This window comes from Streptococcus infantis (genome assembly GCF_001579645.1).
Classification (GTDB): Bacteria; Bacillota; Bacilli; order Lactobacillales; family Streptococcaceae; genus Streptococcus; species Streptococcus infantis_E.
The window spans coordinates 440,098-458,916 of the sequence record NZ_KQ970818.1; the positions used below are offsets into that span (position 1 = coordinate 440,098).

Annotated in this window: 17 protein-coding genes and 1 pseudogene; 15 read left to right on the forward strand and 3 right to left on the reverse strand. The window is 38.6% G+C overall.

The features are described from left to right. Positions 1 to 22 precede the first annotated feature (22 nt). Together SINDD18_RS02050 and abc-f are read left to right on the forward strand one after the other, a co-directional pair. A pseudogene (locus SINDD18_RS02050) lies at positions 23 to 187 on the forward strand (VanZ family protein); the annotation flags it as partial. 1 nt (position 188) lies between these two features. Then, complete coding sequence (abc-f, locus tag SINDD18_RS02055; RefSeq protein ID WP_061862908.1) at positions 189 to 1,730, forward strand: ribosomal protection-like ABC-F family protein; 1,542 nt, start codon at positions 189 to 191, stop codon at positions 1,728 to 1,730. Between the two features lie 33 nt (positions 1,731 to 1,763). Here the strand turns inward: abc-f and SINDD18_RS02060 are convergent, their stop codons facing one another. Together SINDD18_RS02060 and SINDD18_RS02065 are read right to left on the reverse strand one after the other, a co-directional pair. Then, positions 1,764 to 2,003, reverse strand: coding sequence for a zinc-ribbon domain-containing protein (locus SINDD18_RS02060; RefSeq protein ID WP_153014384.1), 240 nt, complete (start codon positions 2,001 to 2,003; stop codon positions 1,764 to 1,766). 29 nt (positions 2,004 to 2,032) lie between these two features. Next, the gene (locus tag SINDD18_RS02065; protein ID WP_061862909.1) at positions 2,033 to 2,839 is read right to left on the reverse strand and encodes a peptidylprolyl isomerase; all 807 of its coding nucleotides are present in this window, start codon (positions 2,837 to 2,839) and stop codon (positions 2,033 to 2,035) included. Positions 2,840 to 3,059: 220 nt separating this feature from the next. On the opposite strand from SINDD18_RS02065, the gene rpsP reads away from it, so the two are divergent. The 8 genes from rpsP (at position 3,060) to SINDD18_RS02105 (ending at position 7,608) form a co-directional block, all read left to right on the forward strand. Further along, entirely contained in the window at positions 3,060 to 3,332 is a 273-nt protein-coding gene (gene rpsP / locus SINDD18_RS02070) for a 30S ribosomal protein S16 (RefSeq protein ID WP_000268760.1), read from the forward strand. Between the two features lie 19 nt (positions 3,333 to 3,351). Then, on the forward strand, positions 3,352 to 3,591 hold the full coding sequence (gene kphA, locus SINDD18_RS02075; protein WP_061862910.1) for an RNA-binding protein KphA: 240 nt from the start codon (positions 3,352 to 3,354) through the stop codon (positions 3,589 to 3,591). 46 nt (positions 3,592 to 3,637) lie between these two features. Continuing rightward, on the forward strand, positions 3,638 to 3,970 hold the full coding sequence (locus SINDD18_RS02080; protein ID WP_061862911.1) for a MazG nucleotide pyrophosphohydrolase domain-containing protein: 333 nt from the start codon (positions 3,638 to 3,640) through the stop codon (positions 3,968 to 3,970). A 75-nt stretch (positions 3,971 to 4,045) separates the two neighbouring features. Beyond that, a complete protein-coding gene (locus tag SINDD18_RS02085) occupies positions 4,046 to 4,948 on the forward strand; it encodes a DMT family transporter (protein WP_061862912.1) in 903 nt (300 codons plus the stop codon). 149 nt (positions 4,949 to 5,097) lie between these two features. Then, positions 5,098 to 5,955, forward strand: coding sequence for an alpha/beta fold hydrolase (locus SINDD18_RS02090; protein ID WP_061862913.1), 858 nt, complete (start codon positions 5,098 to 5,100; stop codon positions 5,953 to 5,955). 74 nt (positions 5,956 to 6,029) lie between these two features. Beyond that, on the forward strand, positions 6,030 to 6,548 hold the full coding sequence (gene rimM / locus SINDD18_RS02095) for a ribosome maturation factor RimM (protein WP_061862914.1): 519 nt from the start codon (positions 6,030 to 6,032) through the stop codon (positions 6,546 to 6,548). Then, entirely contained in the window at positions 6,538 to 7,257 is a 720-nt protein-coding gene (trmD, locus tag SINDD18_RS02100) for a tRNA (guanosine(37)-N1)-methyltransferase TrmD (RefSeq protein ID WP_061862915.1), read from the forward strand. Before rimM ends, trmD begins: the two co-directional genes overlap by 11 nt. A 12-nt stretch (positions 7,258 to 7,269) precedes the next feature. After that, entirely contained in the window at positions 7,270 to 7,608 is a 339-nt protein-coding gene (locus tag SINDD18_RS02105; RefSeq protein WP_001196044.1) for an ATP cone domain-containing protein, read from the forward strand. 30 nt (positions 7,609 to 7,638) lie between these two features. Here SINDD18_RS02105 and SINDD18_RS02110 read toward each other — a convergent pair whose 3' ends face one another. Next, positions 7,639 to 7,959: a hypothetical protein gene (locus SINDD18_RS02110; protein ID WP_061862916.1), complete on the reverse strand. Its 321-nt coding sequence runs from the start codon at positions 7,957 to 7,959 to the stop codon at positions 7,639 to 7,641. Between the two features lie 98 nt (positions 7,960 to 8,057). Between SINDD18_RS02110 and SINDD18_RS02115 the strand changes: the two genes are divergently transcribed. The 5 genes from SINDD18_RS02115 to SINDD18_RS02135 form a co-directional block, all read left to right on the forward strand. Next, the gene (locus tag SINDD18_RS02115; RefSeq protein ID WP_061862917.1) at positions 8,058 to 8,276 is read left to right on the forward strand and encodes a YdbC family protein; all 219 of its coding nucleotides are present in this window, start codon (positions 8,058 to 8,060) and stop codon (positions 8,274 to 8,276) included. A 930-nt stretch (positions 8,277 to 9,206) separates the two neighbouring features. Next, positions 9,207 to 9,806 carry a hypothetical protein gene (locus tag SINDD18_RS02120; RefSeq protein WP_061862918.1) on the forward strand — a complete coding sequence of 200 codons (600 nt, stop codon included), beginning with the start codon at positions 9,207 to 9,209 and terminating at the stop codon, positions 9,804 to 9,806. A 12-nt stretch (positions 9,807 to 9,818) separates the two neighbouring features. Further along, the gene (locus tag SINDD18_RS02125; RefSeq protein WP_061862919.1) at positions 9,819 to 10,229 is read left to right on the forward strand and encodes a hypothetical protein; all 411 of its coding nucleotides are present in this window, start codon (positions 9,819 to 9,821) and stop codon (positions 10,227 to 10,229) included. A gap of 12 nt (positions 10,230 to 10,241) precedes the next feature. Continuing rightward, on the forward strand, positions 10,242 to 13,778 hold the full coding sequence (locus SINDD18_RS10755; RefSeq protein ID WP_061862920.1) for a G5 domain-containing protein: 3,537 nt from the start codon (positions 10,242 to 10,244) through the stop codon (positions 13,776 to 13,778). A 17-nt stretch (positions 13,779 to 13,795) separates the two neighbouring features. Beyond that, positions 13,796 to 18,819, forward strand: a 5,024-nt coding sequence (locus SINDD18_RS02135) for a collagen-flanked surface repeat-containing protein (protein WP_193750818.1), incomplete at its 3' end; no start/stop codon positions are given.

Sequence of the window (18,819 nt, forward strand, 5' to 3'; positions counted from 1 at the left end):
CGAAGAGAGTGATTTTTGTTAAGCTTTTTTATTGAGCTTAAGCATCGAGTGCACACAGCTAGTTTTAGACTTTTTCTTTGATTTCAATCGGGTCTTTGAGATTGATGATTTATGGACCAATACTTTAGGTGGCTACCTAGCCTGGGTCCTCTATAAACTACTACATAAAAACAAGATAAGGAATTAAAATGAGTATCTTAGAAGTTAAAAATTTGAGTCACGGTTTTGGTGACCGTGCGATTTTTGAAGACGTGTCCTTCCGTCTCCTCAAGGGTGAACACATCGGACTAGTTGGTGCTAACGGTGAAGGGAAATCAACCTTCATGAGCATTGTAACTGGTAAAATGTTACCTGATGAAGGTAAGGTGGAATGGTCAAAATATGTAACAGCTGGTTATCTGGACCAGCACGCTGTGTTAAAAGAAGGTCAAACTGTGCGTGATGTCCTTCGTACTGCTTTTGATGAGTTATTTAAGGCCGAAGCACGTATCAATGAACTCTATATGGAAATGGCAGAAGAGGGAGCTGATATCGAGGCATTGATGGAAGAAGTTGGCGAACTTCAAGACCGTTTGGAAAGCCGTGATTTCTATACCTTGGATGCTAAGATTGACGAAGTGGCGCGTGCTCTTGGTGTTATGGATTATGGTATGGATACAGACGTAACAGCCTTGTCAGGTGGACAAAGAACCAAGGTACTTTTAGCCAAACTTCTTCTTGAAAAGCCAGATATACTACTTCTTGACGAACCAACCAACTATTTGGATGCTGAGCATATTGACTGGCTCAAGCGTTATCTGCAGAACTATGAGAATGCCTTCGTCTTGATTTCCCACGATATTCCATTTCTCAATGATGTGATCAATATCGTATATCACGTTGAAAATCAACAGTTGACTCGTTATTCTGGAGATTACTATCAGTTCCAAGAAGTCTATGCCATGAAGAAATCGCAGCTAGAGGCAGCCTATGAACGTCAACAGAAGGAAATTGCTGACCTCAAGGATTTCGTAGCCCGTAATAAGGCGCGTGTCGCAACTCGTAACATGGCCATGTCTCGCCAGAAAAAATTGGATAAGATGGACATTATCGAGCTTCAAAGTGAGAAACCAAAGCCGTCCTTTGATTTCAAACCAGCTCGTACACCAGGTCGCTTTATCTTCCAAGCCAAAGACTTGCAGATTGGTTACGACCGCCCACTTACAAAACCATTAAATCTTACCTTTGAACGTAATCAGAAGGTTGCCATTATTGGTGCCAATGGTATCGGTAAAACAACCCTCTTGAAGTCTCTTTTGGGCATTATCCCACCAATTGCTGGGGAAGTTGAACGTGGTGATTATCTTGAACTTGGTTACTTTGAGCAAGAAGTGGAAGGTGGCAATCGTCAGACACCTCTCGAAGCAGTTTGGAATGCCTTTCCAGCTCTCAACCAAGCAGAAGTCCGTGCAGCCCTTGCTCGCTGTGGCTTGACGACTAAGCACATCGAAAGCCAAATTCAAGTCTTATCAGGTGGGGAACAAGCCAAGGTTCGTTTCTGTCTCTTGATGAATCGTGAGAATAATGTCCTTGTTCTAGACGAGCCTACCAACCACTTGGATGTGGATGCCAAGGATGAACTCAAACGTGCTCTGAAAGAATATAAAGGATCTATCCTTATGGTTTGCCACGAACCAGACTTCTATGAAGGATGGATGGATCAGATTTGGGATTTCAATAATTTGACTTAAATAAAAAAAAGATAGGTCTCATGACCTATCTTTTTAATAATTCTGATATTGTTCAATTTCAGATTTTTCAATTTCACGACCATATTGGCAAATCGGACAAGAAACATAGTAAGATTTACCATATGGGAAGAGCGGAATCCAGTAGAGTGTGAACTTACGGCCAGTCTCTACAATTTCCCATGGTTCGATATTACTGCAATGTCCACATTCGATGCTGGATTGAGTATGTCCCAATTCTTTTGTATAACCTTTAGAACCCCAAAAAATAATCATTTTCTAATCTCCTTTATATTTCCGGTATTTTAATTCTTACTGAAATCAAAATCCTTTACAATTTCAATGCTATCAATCGTAATGGCTGTGGTTGGCTTGTCTTTCTCGTCTTTTTCAGCCTTGGCAATGCTATCGACAATATCCATACCATCGATTACTTGACCAAATACTGGGTGTTTTCCATCAAGAGTTGGATTTCCACCTTCTTTGTAGGCTTCGATAATTTTCTTAGGATAACTACTTGTAGGAAGTTTAGCAGAATAGTCTGTTGTACTTTGGTTGATAAAGAATTGGCTACCGTTGGAATTTGGTTGCCCTGTATTGGCCATGGCTAGGGAACCACGGATATTATACAGATAAGGGGAGATTTCATTTTTGAAACCAGTTCCTGCATCCTTTGTTTTATCCTTGTCATGCCAGATGGATTGGCCACCAGTACCGTTCCCTTTTGGATCTCCGGTTTGAACCATAAATCCATCAATCACACGGTGGAAGGTGACGCCATTGTAGTAGCCTTCTTTAGCATGAGTAAGGAAGTTCTCAACCGCAAGTGGAGCCAACTTAGGAAATAGCTTGATACGGATATTTCCTTGACTCGTATGGAGAACGACTTCCGCCTCATCCTCAGCAACCTCTTTCGATAACTGTGGGAAAATGGCGTTTTCGTTTGTTAAGGCATCCTTTAGTTCCTCAGCTGCTTTAGTTGCGTCTTTTGAACGTTTTTCTTCAGCAATCTTGGTATCAACATATTCATCTCCTCGAAGCGCACGCTGGATATTAGTACAACCAGCAAGAGCAAAAGTAGAGACTAAAAGAAGAGTAGCTAATTTTTTCATTGTATTCCTCTCAAAAATCATTTCTATCATTGTACCCTAAAAGGGAGAGGATTTCAAATGTAAATGGTGGTGGTAGTATATCGAAGAAAAAATTAAAAAATTTTTAATGTCTGTCAAGTTTTTTTCTTGACACCGTTCAGAAATCTGCTATAATAGAACATGTGCTAAATAGCCTAGCTATTTCACCGAAATAAAAAATAAAAGAAAAGAGATATTAAAAATGGCAGTAAAAATCCGTTTGACTCGTATGGGTTCTAAGAAAAAACCTTTCTACCGTATTAACGTAGCAGATTCACGTTCACCACGTGATGGACGTTTCATCGAAACAGTTGGAACTTACAACCCACTTGTTGCTGAAAACCAAGTAACTTTGAAAGAAGACCGTGTTCTTGCATGGTTGGCTGATGGAGCTCAACCTTCAGATACAGTTCGCAACATCCTTTCAAAAGAAGGCGTATTGAAAAAATTCCACGATTCTAAATTCTCAAAATAAGTTTAAAGTAGGTTGACAGATGGATACGATTGAAAATCTCATTATTGCAATTGTGAAACCTTTGATTTCACAACCAGAAGCCTTAACTATCAAGATCGAAGATACACCAGAATTTTTGGAGTACCATTTGAACCTTAACCAGAGTGATGTAGGTCGTGTGATTGGACGTAAAGGTCGCACTATCTCAGCGATAAGAACGATTGTCTACTCTGTCCCAACTGAAGACAAAAAAGTAAGAATCGTTATCGATGAAAAATAAAAAGAGCGGGACTTAAGTCTCGTTTTTTTTTTGTAAAGATAAGAGAATGAAAGATTTAACGTTTAGACAGTTACAAGACTATTTACTAGACCATTACCAAGAGTCTAGAACAGAAGAAGGCCTCTTTATCAAGCTAGTGGAAGAAGTCGGAGAAGTAGCCGAGGTTTTAAATGGACGGTCGGGACGCAAGTCAGGAGTCCAAGTCTCCAATGATGAGCTAGCTAGAGAACTTGCTGATATCATACACTATACAGTTGCAATTGCAGCAATTAATGACATTGACTTGACAAGAACCATCTTTGAAAAAGACAAGAAAGCTGCCATCAAGTACCACCACGAGAATGATTTAGAAGGTTTTTTAAAGAAGAATCCATCATAAAGCCATAGTAACTGTTCATCTAAATAAGACTAACACTTAGGCTAGAGATTATATCATCAAAGGGAGTTATAATTTATGAACGAAAAAACAAAAGCCTATTTGGCTGCCTTAGCTTTTTCTACAATTATCGGTTTTTCTTTTTTATTTACCAAGGTTGCCTTGGGATTTGCTAGTCCCCTAACCAATTTGGCCCATCGCTATACAGTCGCAGCTATTGTGCTATTCATATTGCAGCAAAGCAAACTGATACAGGTAAAGCTTTCAAAAGAGGACATTCTTTCTATTCTACCAATGAGTCTCTTTTATCCCCTCCTCTTTTTCATGTTCCAATCCTTTGCTCTTCAGTATATTTCATCATCTGAAGCTGGGATTTTGCAAGCCCTGGTACCCATCATTACCCTCATTTTGGCCTCTATCTTTTTAAAGGAAAAGACTACTTTAGTTCAAAAGTTTTTTCTTTTTCTTTCTGTTGCAGGGGTTGTTTATATTTTTCTTAGTAAGGGAGCTAGTTTTGGAGCAGGGACAGCTATCTTTGGCTATGTCTTGATGCTTGGATCTGTTTTCTCAAATGCCATTAATAATATCCTTAGCAAGTACAAGGGAGGCCAGTACAAGGTTTTGGATCTGACTGTAGTTGTGATTCTAGTCGGCTTTATTGTTTTTAATTGCTTAAGTCTCTTTTCTCACATCTCTAGTGGCAATCCAATGGGTTACTTTGAACCCCTTAGCCATGTTAGCTATATCTTTTCTATCCTCTATTTAGGAATTCTAGCCTCTATCGTTACTGGTAGTCTCTCTATCTATGCTATTGTTCGACTTGGAGCATCAACCGTCAGTGTCTTTGGTAATCTTGGAACAGTTTTGACCATTCTAGCCGGAGCCCTTATCCTCCATGAACCAATTTATAGCTACCATGTAATCGGAGCAACTTTGATTATTGCTGGAATTTTAGGCATGAATCTGATGAGAAGAAAGTAAAGATTGCTGAGCAGTCTTTTTCTTTATAAAGCTTGTGCAGAAAATTCAAAAATTTTAATGTAATCAAGTTTGGAAAACGATGATTTTAATATAGCATGATAAAATAGATAAAAAGAATGATACTAGGATAAAGAGGAGAGAGTGTAATAATGAAGCAAAATGATATAGCTGAAGCTATTGCTTTTTATAACAGAGAACCTGAGATGTTGAAACGTCACCTTATACCAGTATTAGATTGTGATTTGGTTGTTTATCATCGTCCTGGAAACACAAATAAAGGCCACATTATTTTTTATCATGGAGCTTGTGGACGTAGTCAGATGTGGGCTCACCAATATGATGCTTTTGACGGATTTGACCTTTACTTTGTCAATGTTAGAGGACAGGGTGAATCACCTATGAAAGTTGGCCTTCCCGACTTGGAAGGCGCTGTTCAAGATGTAGATGCTATTTTGTCCTATTTCCAGCTAGATAAGGTGATATTGGTTGGTCATTCTTGGGGAGGAAATCCACTTCAAGAGTACACCTATCGCCATCCAGAAAGAGTCCTAGCCTTGGTCATGGTAGATAGTTGGGGACAGCACCGTTATCTATCAGATAAAGAAAGAGGTCGAATCAAATATAGTTCTCTTATGTATAAAACGATTCCTTGGAAGGTGATTGCAGACAAGAACTCAAAAATGTGTACAGATAATCCTATCACAAGAGAATTGGTCAAGACGGCCATTGTAGAAACTGGGCGAGATGTTTTCTTAAACCTTGGAATCACAGGTTTCTTAGCTGTCCATGAGATAGAAGGTTATCAAGGAAATCCTCCCATGCTTTTAGTAAGAGGAGAAAATGATTTTCCCAAACACCTAAAAAAGATCTACGATGGTATCATTGCCTTAAATCCCAATGCGCGTCAAGTAACGATTTCAGATAGTAAACACCAACCGATGAATGATCATCCTGAAGAGTTTAATCGGATAATTGGTGAATTTTTTGAAGAAGTAGTAGCTCTGTAAGATTAGATTTATCCAACTTGTGAAAATACCTAGAACGTGATAAAATATAGGGAGAAATGTACACAGGAGATCAAATGAACTATTTTAACGTTGGAAAAATCGTCAATACACAAGGTTTACAAGGTGAGATGAGAGTCTTATCTGTGACGGATTTTTCGGAAGAACGCTTTAAAAAAGGTGCAGAGCTTGCCTTATTTGATGAGAAGGATCAATTTGTTGAAACAGTGACTATCGCAAGTCACCGTAAGCATAAAAACTTTGATATCATCAAATTTAAGGATATGTATCACATCAATGATATCGAAAAATACAAGGGCCACAGTTTGAAGGTTGCAGAAGAAAAACTTAATGACCTAGATGAGGGTGAATTTTACTATCACGAGATTATTGGACTAGAGGTCTACGAGGGTGACAACTTGATTGGAACCATCAAGGAAATCCTTCAACCAGGTGCCAATGATGTCTGGGTAGTTAAGCGCAAGGGAAAACGGGATCTGCTTTTACCATATATCCCACCGGTTGTCCTTAATGTAGATATTCCTAATAACCGTGTGGATGTTGAACTCTTAGAAGGGTTAGACGATGAAGATTGATATTTTAACCCTCTTTCCAGAGATGTTCTCGCCTCTAGAACATTCTATCGTTGGAAAGGCCCGTGAGAAGGGACTTCTTGACATCCAGTATCACAATTTTCGTGAATATGCTGAAAAGGCCCGTCATGTTGACGATGAACCCTACGGTGGTGGTCAAGGGATGTTGCTAAGAGCACAACCCATCTTTGACGCCTTTGATGCCATTGAAAAAAAGAATCCGCGCGTGATTCTTTTGGATCCTGCTGGTAAGCAGTTTGATCAAGCCTATGCTGAAGATTTAGCCCAAGAAGAGGAACTCATCTTTATCTGTGGTCACTACGAGGGCTATGATGAACGCATTAAGACCTTGGTAACAGATGAGATTTCCCTAGGTGATTATGTTCTAACTGGTGGAGAACTGGCAGCAATGACCATGATTGATGCGACGGTTCGCTTGATACCAGAAGTAATTGGGAAGGAAACCAGTCACCAAGATGATAGCTTTTCATCAGGCCTTCTTGAATACCCTCAGTACACACGTCCTTATGATTATCGAGGCATGGTGGTTCCAGATGTGCTTATGAGTGGGCACCATGAGAAGATTCGTCAATGGCGTCTCTATGAAAGTCTCAAAAAAACTTATGAGCGTAGACCAGATTTGTTGGAACATTATGAATTAACAGCAGAAGAAGCTAAAATGTTAGCAGACATTAAAGAAAATACAAATTAAAGGGAGAAGCCTATGCAAGTCATTAAACGTGATGGACAAGTTGCCGACTTTGATCCAGATAAAATCTATCAAGCCATTCTCAAAGCTGCTCAAACAGTTTATGTTTTGACCGATGATTTACGTCAAAATCTAGCTCAGGTAACTAAAAAAGTTGTCTTGGATCTAGAAGAGGCAAAAGTGGAGCGTGCGACAATCAGCATGATTCAATCAATGGTTGAGCATCGCTTGCTTGGCGCAGGCTACATCACTATCGCTGAACACTATATCTCTTACCGTTTGCAACGGGATTTAGAGAGAAGTGGTTACGGAGAACATATTGCTGTTCACCTTCATTTTGAACAAATTCGTTAATAGAAAAGAGTGAGATGATGAAAACTCATCTCACTCTTTCTTAAATCGATTTTTTTGGGCAGTTTGGACGGTTGAGGGAACAAAACTCACTTTCCGAATATCTGGGATTCGAATAATGCGGGTCACATTTTTTGCAAAATTTTTAACGATAATTTGCTGGCGGTCCGTATCATATTTGATGATATCACCTGTAAAACTCGTATCAGAAAAAATAATGTGGACAGCAGTTTTTTTTAGGAGCGCCTCTTTAATGGCACTTGTCAGGGAGTCGGCTTTGGAATGATCTGGTTCTTCTCGTCCGTTGAGAAAGCTTTGGAACTTTTGTTGAATGTGTTTAAATAAATCTTTCATCGGAGCCTCCCTTCTTTTTAACATTATTATATACAATTTTAAGAAAATCTACAAGATTTTACGAATAATCAAGTGAAGACAATCAAAAGGAGAATACAATGGCAGAATTTACATTTGAAATCGAGGAACACTTACTCACACTCTCAGAGAATGAAAAAGGTTGGACCAAGGAAATCAATCGTGTTAGCTTTAACGGAGCACCAGCGAAGTTTGACATTCGTGCTTGGAGTCCAGACCACACTAAGATGGGGAAAGGAATCACCCTGTCAAACGAGGAGTTTCAAGTCATGGTCGATTCATTTAAATGTAATAAGTAAAAAGAGGGATAGCTTGTACGACCTTCAAGCGTTAGATTTTTCATATCTAACTTTTGAAGGTAGTGCAGATTTCCTCTTTTTTTAGTCACATGAATTATCACATTAAAATTAATACTTCATGTAGTTCGAAAAAAATTTGGCAAGATGTATGATGATTTAAGGATTTTCTGCTAATCCTATGTAAATTCATCTTTGCTTATGGCTTTAAAAAGAGGATCAGCTATTGGGGATTATCATTGATGAACAAGAGTTTAAACATCATTAGATTCTCGATCACTGGTTTTAAGTGAAGCGATGACTTTTTAGCGGTGTAGGCTAGGTTATTGATTTACTTTTGTGCTTGTTTTCAATAATTGTATCTACTTTACTTGTTCATTCAGATAAGTTTGATCCGGGTGACAGTTGTTTTGGCCTTTTAATCTTATTGATAGTGATAAGATGAATAGGCATCATTTATGTTGTTTCCTTTCAGAAAATGAGATATTTTTGTGAGATTGACATAGAAGTCTATTTTTGATCCATTTTAATTTACAAATTTGGAATAAAAATACACAGTAGCTCAAAAACATCAAAAGAAGACTTATTATATTTCTGTATCCATAATACACAAAATCAAAATGCTATTTATAGCGTAAAACAAGAAAAGTCTAAAAATTCTATAGTAGGAAGATAAAAGTGTAATAAATGTACAATTTGTGGATAACTTACCCTTTTTATAAAAAACATGTGGAAAAGTCTGTGTATAAGTAAAAAAAGCCGAAAAAATAAGGTTTTTAGAGGTAAAATTGCTTGACAAATAAAATAAAAAACCTATAATACTATTTAGTGAAGTACGTTAAATAAATAAGAATGGCTGAAGTCTGTCACTGGGGTCTGGATCTGTCTTGTTTAGCGAACAATAAAATTTATATCTTTTTGGAGGAGTTTTATATGAGAAAACTTAAAAAATCTCTATTTTTCGGATATTCACGTTCATCAGTTCATTCTGTGATTAATGAATTTAAATCACAAGTTCGTGAATTGGAAATTCGCAACGCACAGTTGCTTCAAACAATTGAGGATCTTAAGAACAAAGAACAGTTGATTTCTGAAGCTATCGTAGAAGCAAAACGCGTATCAATTGGTATTGTTTCAGAAGCAGAAGTTCATTCTGAACAACTCGTTAATGAAGTAAACAATCGTATTGAAAAATCTGAAGAAGAGCTTGAGCAACTTGAAGCTACTAAACAAGATATTATGAACCGTACAGAGTACATTAAACATGAACTTAAGCAACTTCTTGAAAATCAAATCAATATGATTGACAATATTGACACTGGCGGTGTACATCATGTTGGGCACATTATTGATGATCTTCTAACTATGAGTCACGAACGTATTGACGGAGTGGGACGTATTCTTACTAATGAAGATCCAATCCCAGTAAATACGATTCAAAATGAAAAATCTAAAGTTGCCTATTTGACTCCAGAAACTAACGTTGCAATTGATATGAAGGAACCGCCTGTATTCACAATGGATTCATTCTAGAAAGGGAGGCATATGGCTAACATCAATACTGCTTTTCAAGACTTACTTAGAAAACGGAAAATACAGCTCCAAAAGGTTGAACGAGAAGACGGTACAATCTATAAAGGGCGTTTATCTGTTTCAGAGGACCAGATGGTTGATTTTGCATTTTGGTTAGAAAATGCTGCCGAATCTGGTGCTGCTCAAATTATTTTTAATAATATAGCTGTGGTAGAGAATCAAAGTAGTCGCGATGAGCTACTTGAAAAAATTAATGAACTCAATCGTACTCACGGTCTTTATTACTATCTTGTTCTTGATGTAGATAACCGTATCTTTGCACGTTATGTAACTCAAGTCACTCCGTACGATTTTGAAGTACTGTTGGATGTCTTTAAAAGAGGAACGCGCGTAATCAGAGAGATTATGAAGGAATTAAATTAAAAGGAGTCTATAATGGCAAATAATGAGAGAAAAGATCATTTCTCTATTCGTAAATTTTCAGTTGGAGCCGCTTCCGTATTAGTAGGAGCTTCTGTTTTTGGTATAGCAGCTCAAACAGTTCAAGCTGAAGAAGGTATTGTTTATGGAGAGGAAATTCTCGGTAACGAAGGTAACGTCAAAGCAATGTTGAATTTCTTTGAAAACCCTACTCCAGCAATCAATCAAGTAAAGGAACAAGTTGCTGAAATTAAATCAGAAAAAGAAGTTGTTCGTAATCCTAACGACTACTCTCAAGATAGTTTCCAAAAATATACAGAAACAGTAAAAGCTGCAGAAGCTTCTATTCCAGCTGCAGAACAAGCAGTTGAAAAGGCTGAAGAAATTCAAGGAAAATCTGAAAGTCTTCGAAAAGAAATGGCAGAACTCCTCCCTCCTGAAGTTCGTAAGGATATTAACTATAACGTTGTAACGCAAGACCAAAAACGTGCAATGAATAACCGTTTTAAAGAAATGTATACAGAAGTTAATTACCGAAATACTTATATTTCTGCAACAGATGCACTCAGTGACTCAAATAAAAAACTTAAAGCAGCAGTTAAAGGTTTGGTCACATCAACAGCTAAGGATTTAGCTGACGATGGAACTTTTGATGACAAAGTTCCAGAAGCTTCAAAAATCAAAGTTAAAAGCTTTGCAAGCTTGACTTCAGATGACCAAGCTAAGATTTCTTCATTAATAGAAGATCATTTCAATATTGCTCCACTGAAACCATCAATTTCGTATGATCAAACAAATGCTATCATTACTTATGATGACAAATCTATCACACGACTTCCTTTGACTGAGGTAGCAATTGCTGAGTCAAACGACACACCAGCACCAACTCCAAAACCTGAAGTTAAAAAAGCCCTTCTTGAAGCAGCAATTACTAAAGCTTTAGAAACTCTTAAACCGGCTGATACAAGCAATAAAACAGAAGATAGTGTTGCAGCATATCAAAAAGCTTTGACAGCCCTAACTACTGAAACAGCTAAAGCTGAAGCAGTTAAAGTAGATACAAGTGTAGATCAGCCGAAAGTTGACCAGACGGTGACAGATTTAACTGCAGCTATTAAAGCAGTAGAGACAGCTAAATCTTCTCTAGTTGAAAAAGAAGCTGAGAAGCCAAAACCTACGGTTGTTGAAAAAGATGAAACTAAAGTAGAAGTTGTTCCATATAAGACTGTCCGTCGTGACAACGCTGACCTTGAAAAAGGTAAAGAAAAAGTTGTCCAAGAAGGGAAAGCTGGTCGCATCACAACAGTTGTAAAAATTGTCATTGTTGACGGAGTTGAAAAAGAACGTAAAGTCGTTTCAACAGACAAGGTTGATGCAGTTGATAAAATCATTGAAGTAGGAACGAAAGCACCTGCCGCTCCAGTAGAACCATCTAAACCAGAACCTAAGGTAGTCGAAAAAGAAGAAACTAAAGTAGAAGTTGTTCCATACAAGACTGTCCGTCGTGACAACGCTGACCTTGAAAAAGGTAAAGAAAAAGTTGTCCAAGAAGGAAAAGCTGGAAGCATCACAACAGTTGTAAAAATCGTCATTGTTGACGGAGTTGAAAAAGAACGTAAAGTCGTTTCAACAGACAAGGTTGATGCAGTTGATAAAATCATTGAAGTAGGAACGAAAGCACCTGCTGCTCCAGTAGAACCATCTAAACCAGCTGAACCAGCTAAGCCAGAAGATCCATCTAAGCCAGTTGAACCATCTAAACCAGCTGAACCATCTAAACCAGAACCTAAGGTTGTTGAGAAGGATGAAACTAAAGTAGAAATCCTTCCATACAAGACTATCCGTCGTGACAATGCTAACCTTGCAAAAGGCACAGAGAAAGTTGTCCAAGAAGGTAAAGAAGGAATTGTTACAATAATCGAACACGTTGTCTTAGTAGATGGAGTCGAAAAAGAACGTAAAGTCATCGTATCAAATAAAGTTGATGCGGTTGATAAGATTATCGAAGTTGGAACGAAAGAGTCAAGCAAACCAGGTGACACTCCAGTAGTACCATCTAAACCAGAAACTAAGATTGTTGAGAAAAACGAAACTAAAGTAGAAATCCTTTCATACAAGACCATCCGTCGCGATAACGCTAACCTTGAAAAAGGCACAGAAAAAGTTGTCCAAGAAGGTAAAGATGGTATTGTCACAACAGTAGAGCGTGTCGTTCTTGTTGATGGTAAGGAAGTGGAACGTAAAGTCGTTTCAACCAACAAAGTGGATGCGGTTGATAAGATTATCGAAGTTGGAACAAAAGAGTCAAGCAAACCAGGTGACACTCCGGTAGTACCATCTAAACCTGAAGTTAAGATTGTCGAAAAAGATGAGACTAAAGTAGAAGTACTCGCATATAAGACAATCCGCCAAGAAAATCCTACTCTTGAAAAAGGCACAGAAAAAGTTGTTCAAGAAGGAAAAGATGGTCGCATCACAACAGTAGAACATGTCGTTCTTGCTGATGGTAAGGAAGTAGAACGTAAACTAGTTTCAATGACTAAGGTCGATGCAATTGATAAGATTATCGAAGTTGGAACAAAAGTATCAAGTAAACCAGGTGACACTCCGGTAGTACCATCTAAACCTGAAGCTAAGATTGTCGAAAAAGAAGAAACAAAAGTAGAAGTTCTTTCATACAAGACTATCCGTCGCGACAATGCTGACCTTGAAAAAGGTAAAGAAAAAGTTGTCCAAGAAGGAAAAGATGGTCGCATCACAACAGTAGAACATGTCGTTCTTGTTGATGGTAAAGAAACAGAGCGTAAAGTAGTTTCAACAAGTAAAGTAGATGCTGTAGATAAGATCATCGAAGTTGGCACAAAAGTGTCAAGCAAACCAGGTGACACTCCAGTAGTACCATCTAAACCTGAAGCTAAAGTTATCGAGAAGTATGAAACTAAGAAAGATACAGTAGCATTTAAGACAATTCGTCGTGACAACGCTAACCTTGCAAAAGGTACAGAAAAAGTTGTCCAAGAAGGAAAAGATGGTAGCCTTACTGTAGTTGAACGTGTTGTATTTGTAGATGGCAAAGAAGTAGAGCGCAAAGTTGTTTCAACAACTAAGGTAGATGCAGTTGATAAAGTTATCGAAGTAGGAACAAAAGAACCAGCTAAACCAGCAGATCCAGCTAAACCAGCTGACCCATCTAAGCCAGCAGATCCAGCTAAGCCAGCAGATCCAGCTAAGCCAGCAGATCCAGCTAAACCAGCAGAACCAGCTAAACCAGCTGACCCATCTAAACCAGCAGATCCAGCTAAGCCAGCTGACCCATCTAAACCAGCAGATCCAACTAAGCCAGTTGATCCAACTAAGCCTGTTGTTCCAACTAAACCAGCACAAGCAACCAATACACCAGCCAAACCGGTAGAAACTAAAGCTTCATCTGGAAAAGAACAATTGCCAAACACTGGTACAGAAGCTAGTGGATTATCAGCTCTTGGAGTCTCACTAATGGCAGCAGCAAGTGCTCTGTTTATCGGTAAGAGAAAAAAACAAGATAATGAATAAAAAGGAGATAAATAATAATGAAATTTGAAAAACGTCAACGTTTTGCCATACGTAAGTTTAGTGTAGGTGTGGCATCTGTCCTTGTAGGACAGTTCTTCGTCGGGTCGATGGTTAACGCCCCACATGTAAGCGCCAGTGAATATAAAGGGGAGGCAACTAAGGCAATAGAAGAAGAGCCGGTCAAGGAAACTATTTCTGAAGAAATCACTATTCCAGAACCATACCGTGCTCCTGCTACTCTTGCAGCACCATCAACAGAAAAAGAACCAGTTGCAGAAACAACAACTGAAACAACAACTGAAACAACAACTACAGAAACAACTGTTGAAAAATCTAAAGAGCCTGTTGTAGCAACAGCTCCATCTACTGCACCAGTTGCAGAAGAAAAGCCAGAACTTAAACTTGATGAGAAAAAAGTTCCAGCAGCAGAAGAAAAAGTTGCTGAAGCTAAGCCTGCAGTTGACGAAGTTCTTCAACCACTTAAAGAGCAATTGAACAACAGCATTCTTGAAGCAAAAGCTGTCAACCAAGAAGCTGAAAAACAAGAAGCTAAACTTAACGATAGCGATGCTAAGAAAGTTCTTGCGAATGCTCTTCAAGCTTCAAAAGCTGAGTTGGCAGCAGCTCAACAGCTTTCTGAAAAAGATCAACTAACGAAAGCTGATCTTGAACTTAGTATCGGACGTCTCCAATCAGCAATCGAGTCTGTTTACACAGAAATGAAACGTTCAGGTCACTCAGGTTTTGTATCATACATGCTTGACGGGACTACAGCGGCTACAAATGGTGGTTTAGTAGGACCAAAGAGTGTATATCTTGCTGGCTCTGGTAATTCAGAAAGGGTTGAATACAAGGTTGATTCTTCTGTTTATTCTATCACAGCTGATGAATATGAATTTGATGGCATTAGAGGACTTTCGTTAACAGATGATGCTAAGGCTTTAGGATTTGGTATTTCAGTTAATAGAAATGATACCACGCGTATTTATACAATATCCCTTGTAGCAAATCTACAAGGAACTAACCCTGCAATGGTAGCAGGCAAAACTTATAATATTGGTTTCTACAAAGATTCAGAGCCAAGTAAAGTATACTCTTCTGACTTGACAGTTAAAGATGTTAACGATAAACCTTATATGACCATTGAAAACTACAGTGGCTTTACAAATATTCGTAAGAATGGTGCAGTAACTAATATCAAGTACAAGATGGGGTTGACTCGTATTACATCTGATGAGGTTGAACTGACAGAGGATGCGAAAAAACTAGGCTTGACTTATGATAAGGTGGGAGAGTATGTTACTGGTGATGTTCTTCTAGATAATAGCATTAAAGATGGAACTTATGAGATTGGTCTAGTATCGAAAAAAGATCCAAGCATTAAAGCTACCATGTTACTTACACTCGAAACTCCAAATTCATATGCCCTTGCTAGCAGCCCAGATACTGGTAATTCTTGGGAACCAAAACGAAACACAGGGGAGCTTGATCCAAATGGACGAAGACAAGCTCCAACTGCAGATCAAGAAGGTGAGTATGATGTAATCTTACCGACTACTCCATTTGGGTATCAAATGGAACCAGCTGCTGATGAACTGGGTACTGTTGCAGATGCCACTCCACAAACTCCTCAGTATTCTGTTGAACTAGGTCTGTACGTTAACGATTCTCAATATTTAAAAGACTTCTCAAAACCGATTGACTTGAAGAAATTAGAGCGTTTGGATAGTACTCCAGAAGTAGAATATGAATTAGTTAAATATAAACCATATGATACTAAGGGATTGACTGGAGAAGGTTATGGATGGCAACTTCATGATGGTTATAGTACTCCATACCGTATCCGTTTCACGAAATTACCTGCTAAACAAGGTCAATTTGATATTAAATTTAAAACAACAGATGCCCTTGGTCAAGAAAGAATTTTCAATGTTCACGTAACCACAGAGGAACGTTCAAAAGTTGAAAAAAATGGTATCAATAAAGATGCATTAACGAATGCGGACGTTAAGTTTACTCCTAATAAGGACACGGCTGTACTTAATAAGGAGGGGATTGTATCAGTTCCTCGTTCAGATGCAGAGCAAACTATTGGTAAAATTGAGTTAAACAAGGTTAATGCTAAGATTAAACCAGTTCGATTCCCTGATGGTACAGAGTATGATGAAGCAACTCAAACCATTAAGAAAAAAGCTGGAGTCAAACTGTTACCTGGTAAGTATAACTTTGAAGTACGCGCTATCGACGGACACTTTGGTGATAACGCACCAAACCGTATCTTCCAGTTTGAAGTTACTGACGTAATCGCACCAATTGATCACCAAATTTGGAAAGAACAAGAGCGCTTCCCAGGAGTTCCTGTTACTCTAGAGGGTGGATCAAGAATTGCTGATATCCGTGTCATTACGGAAAGTGGAGATAAGTATGCGACAGTCAAAGGAGACACTATCACTAATACCCTTGAAGGATATGGTGTACTGAAGACTACTGAAAACCAAAAAGCACGTGTGGAAGTTGACTACTACAATGCGGATGGTGGTATTTCTACAACATTCACAGACTTTACCTTTGAAGTAAGACCTCGTGATGGTGTCGGACTCGACCTTGATATTACCAACCATGAGCAAACCATCAAAGAAGGTCAAAACTTTAAGGATATGGTTATCTCTCACACTGAAGGTGCTACACTAACAGTTGATACAAAAGCCCTACCTAAAGGAACTCGCTTTACTAAGTCTACTAAGACAATCGCAGGTAAAGGTCTAATCGAAGGGGTTTACAATATTAAGGTTATCGCTGAAAAAGATGGGCAAGTAGTTCAAAAATATGTGAACTTGACTGTCCTACCTGGAGAATTGTCAGCACCAGACTATGAAGCTGAAGTAACTGTTGGAGATAAACTTGAACCGTTTAAGATTGAACATGGTAAATCTTCAGAAGTATCAAACGTAGATTTCACTGATCCAAATAATGGCATTACCTATGATTATAAAACTGAAACTTTCTCTGGTAAAAGTAATGTAGTAGGAGTGCTTGAAGGTACTTACACTCTAACTCGCGGTAGTGAATCTGCTCAAGGTAAAATTAAGATTACTGTTAAGCCAAAACCAGTAGAAGTAAATAGTGGTGAGCAGACAGTACAAGTACTTAATCCTATTACAAACTTTGTTATCAAACCAACAGAAGGTTCTGTCTATGGTGAAGAGGGTGAAGTAGGATTCCGTAAGATGGAACTCAATATCGAAGGAAAACTTCCTGAAGGTTTGACTTACGATCCAGATACTAGAACAATCTCTGGTACACCTAGCCAAGTTGGTGTATATACTCTTAAATACACTTATGGTTACGAAGGTATTAAAGGAAACACTAACGCTACTGGTACATTCAAGCTCACTGTTACAGATTCACCAGTTTCAATCGCAATCTCTAATAAAGAGCAAACTGTCACAGTTGGCGATGCAATTACTCCAGCGGTAGTAACTCACAATGATGTATCTAAAGTTACTATGAAGACTCCATATGGTCTTGTGGAAGAAGAAGATATCAATGAAGTTATTTCTAAATACGGATTGACTTACGATCCTACAACTAAGACATTCTCTGGAAATCCTACAAAAGCTGGTACCTTTACTATTCGTATGCAAGCGACTAACCCTGAAAAATTGGGTGGTAAATTTGCAAATGACACATTTACTCTTACAGTAAAACCTAAAGCTGAGAAAGATCTTGATCTTACAGTTTCTGGTGGTCGTCAGCTTGTTCAACTAGGTAAAGCGATCGCTGATATCACTTTAACTCACACTCCTGGTTCTGAACTTACACTAGATGAAGCAAGTCTTCCTGCAGGTGTGACATATGACGCTGCTACTAAGACAATCTCTGGTACTCCAACGGCAGTAGGTAGCTACACAGCTAAAGCTACAGCAACCCTTGATGGTAAATCTGTATCTAAAGATGTTATCATCGATGTTGTGGATATCAAAGATGGTAAAGACGGTAGAGACGGAGTAGATGGTAAGACACCAGTAGTAACTGTTAAAGATAACGAAGATGGAACCCACACAGTTAAAGTTGTGAACCCAGATGGTGAAACAACTGAGACAGTTATCAAGAATGGTAAAGATGGTAAGACACCAACTGTAACCGTTAAAGATAACGAAGACGGTACTCACACAGTTAAAGTTGTAAACCCAGATGGTGAAACAACTGAAACTATCATCAAGGACGGTAAGAACCCATCAGTCACAACAGAACGTGGTGAAGACTCAGAAGGTAACACAGGTACATGGGTAATCACACATGACCCTGCTGGTACAGTAACAGGTCGTACATTTATTAAAGATGGTAAAGACGGTAGAGATGGTGTTGACGGTAAAGATGGTAAATCACCAGTCGTAACCGTTAAAGATAACGAAGACGGTACTCATACAGTTAAAGTTGTAAACCCAGATGGTGAAACAACTGAGACAGTTATCAAGAACGGTAAAGATGGTAAGACACCAACTGTAACTGTTAAAGATAACGAAGACGGTACTCACACAGTTAAAGTTGTAAACCCAGATGGCGAAACAACAGAAACAATCATCAAAGATGGTAAGAACCCATCAGTAACAACAGAACGTGGTGAAGACTCAGAAGGTAACACAGGTACATGGGTAATCACACATGATCCTGCTGGAACTGTAACAGGTCGTACATTCGTTAAAGATGGTAAAGATGGTAAATCACCAGTTGTAACCGTTAAAGACAACGAAGACGGTACTCACACAGTTAAAGTTGTGAACCCAGATGGTGAAACAACTGAGACAGTTATCAAGAATGGTAAAGATGGTAAGACACCAACTGTAACCGTTAAAGATAACGAAGACGGTACTCATACAGTTAAAGTTGTGAACCCAGATGGCGAAACAACAGAAACCATCATCAAGGACGGTAAGAACCCATCAGTCACAACTGAACGTGGTGAAGATTCTGAAGGTAACACAGGTACATGGGTAATCACACATGACCCTGCTGGTACAGTAACAGGTCGTACATTCGT

What these genes read in the sequence shown, in the direction of transcription:
- abc-f (WP_061862908.1), top strand. Translation starts at nt 189, where the DNA reads ATGAGTATCTTAGAAGTTAAAAATTTGAGTCACGGTTTTGGTGACCGT.
- SINDD18_RS02060 (WP_153014384.1), bottom strand. Translation starts at nt 2,003, where the DNA reads ATGATTATTTTTTGGGGTTCTAAAGGTTATACAAAAGAATTGGGACAT.
- SINDD18_RS02065 (WP_061862909.1), bottom strand. Translation starts at nt 2,839, where the DNA reads ATGAAAAAATTAGCTACTCTTCTTTTAGTCTCTACTTTTGCTCTTGCT.
- rpsP (WP_000268760.1), top strand. Translation starts at nt 3,060, where the DNA reads ATGGCAGTAAAAATCCGTTTGACTCGTATGGGTTCTAAGAAAAAACCT.
- kphA (WP_061862910.1), top strand. Translation starts at nt 3,352, where the DNA reads ATGGATACGATTGAAAATCTCATTATTGCAATTGTGAAACCTTTGATT.
- SINDD18_RS02080 (WP_061862911.1), top strand. Translation starts at nt 3,638, where the DNA reads ATGAAAGATTTAACGTTTAGACAGTTACAAGACTATTTACTAGACCAT.
- SINDD18_RS02085 (WP_061862912.1), top strand. Translation starts at nt 4,046, where the DNA reads ATGAACGAAAAAACAAAAGCCTATTTGGCTGCCTTAGCTTTTTCTACA.
- SINDD18_RS02090 (WP_061862913.1), top strand. Translation starts at nt 5,098, where the DNA reads ATGAAGCAAAATGATATAGCTGAAGCTATTGCTTTTTATAACAGAGAA.
- rimM (WP_061862914.1), top strand. Translation starts at nt 6,030, where the DNA reads ATGAACTATTTTAACGTTGGAAAAATCGTCAATACACAAGGTTTACAA.
- trmD (WP_061862915.1), top strand. Translation starts at nt 6,538, where the DNA reads ATGAAGATTGATATTTTAACCCTCTTTCCAGAGATGTTCTCGCCTCTA.
- SINDD18_RS02105 (WP_001196044.1), top strand. Translation starts at nt 7,270, where the DNA reads ATGCAAGTCATTAAACGTGATGGACAAGTTGCCGACTTTGATCCAGAT.
- SINDD18_RS02110 (WP_061862916.1), bottom strand. Translation starts at nt 7,959, where the DNA reads ATGAAAGATTTATTTAAACACATTCAACAAAAGTTCCAAAGCTTTCTC.
- SINDD18_RS02115 (WP_061862917.1), top strand. Translation starts at nt 8,058, where the DNA reads ATGGCAGAATTTACATTTGAAATCGAGGAACACTTACTCACACTCTCA.
- SINDD18_RS02120 (WP_061862918.1), top strand. Translation starts at nt 9,207, where the DNA reads ATGAGAAAACTTAAAAAATCTCTATTTTTCGGATATTCACGTTCATCA.
- SINDD18_RS02125 (WP_061862919.1), top strand. Translation starts at nt 9,819, where the DNA reads ATGGCTAACATCAATACTGCTTTTCAAGACTTACTTAGAAAACGGAAA.
- SINDD18_RS10755 (WP_061862920.1), top strand. Translation starts at nt 10,242, where the DNA reads ATGGCAAATAATGAGAGAAAAGATCATTTCTCTATTCGTAAATTTTCA.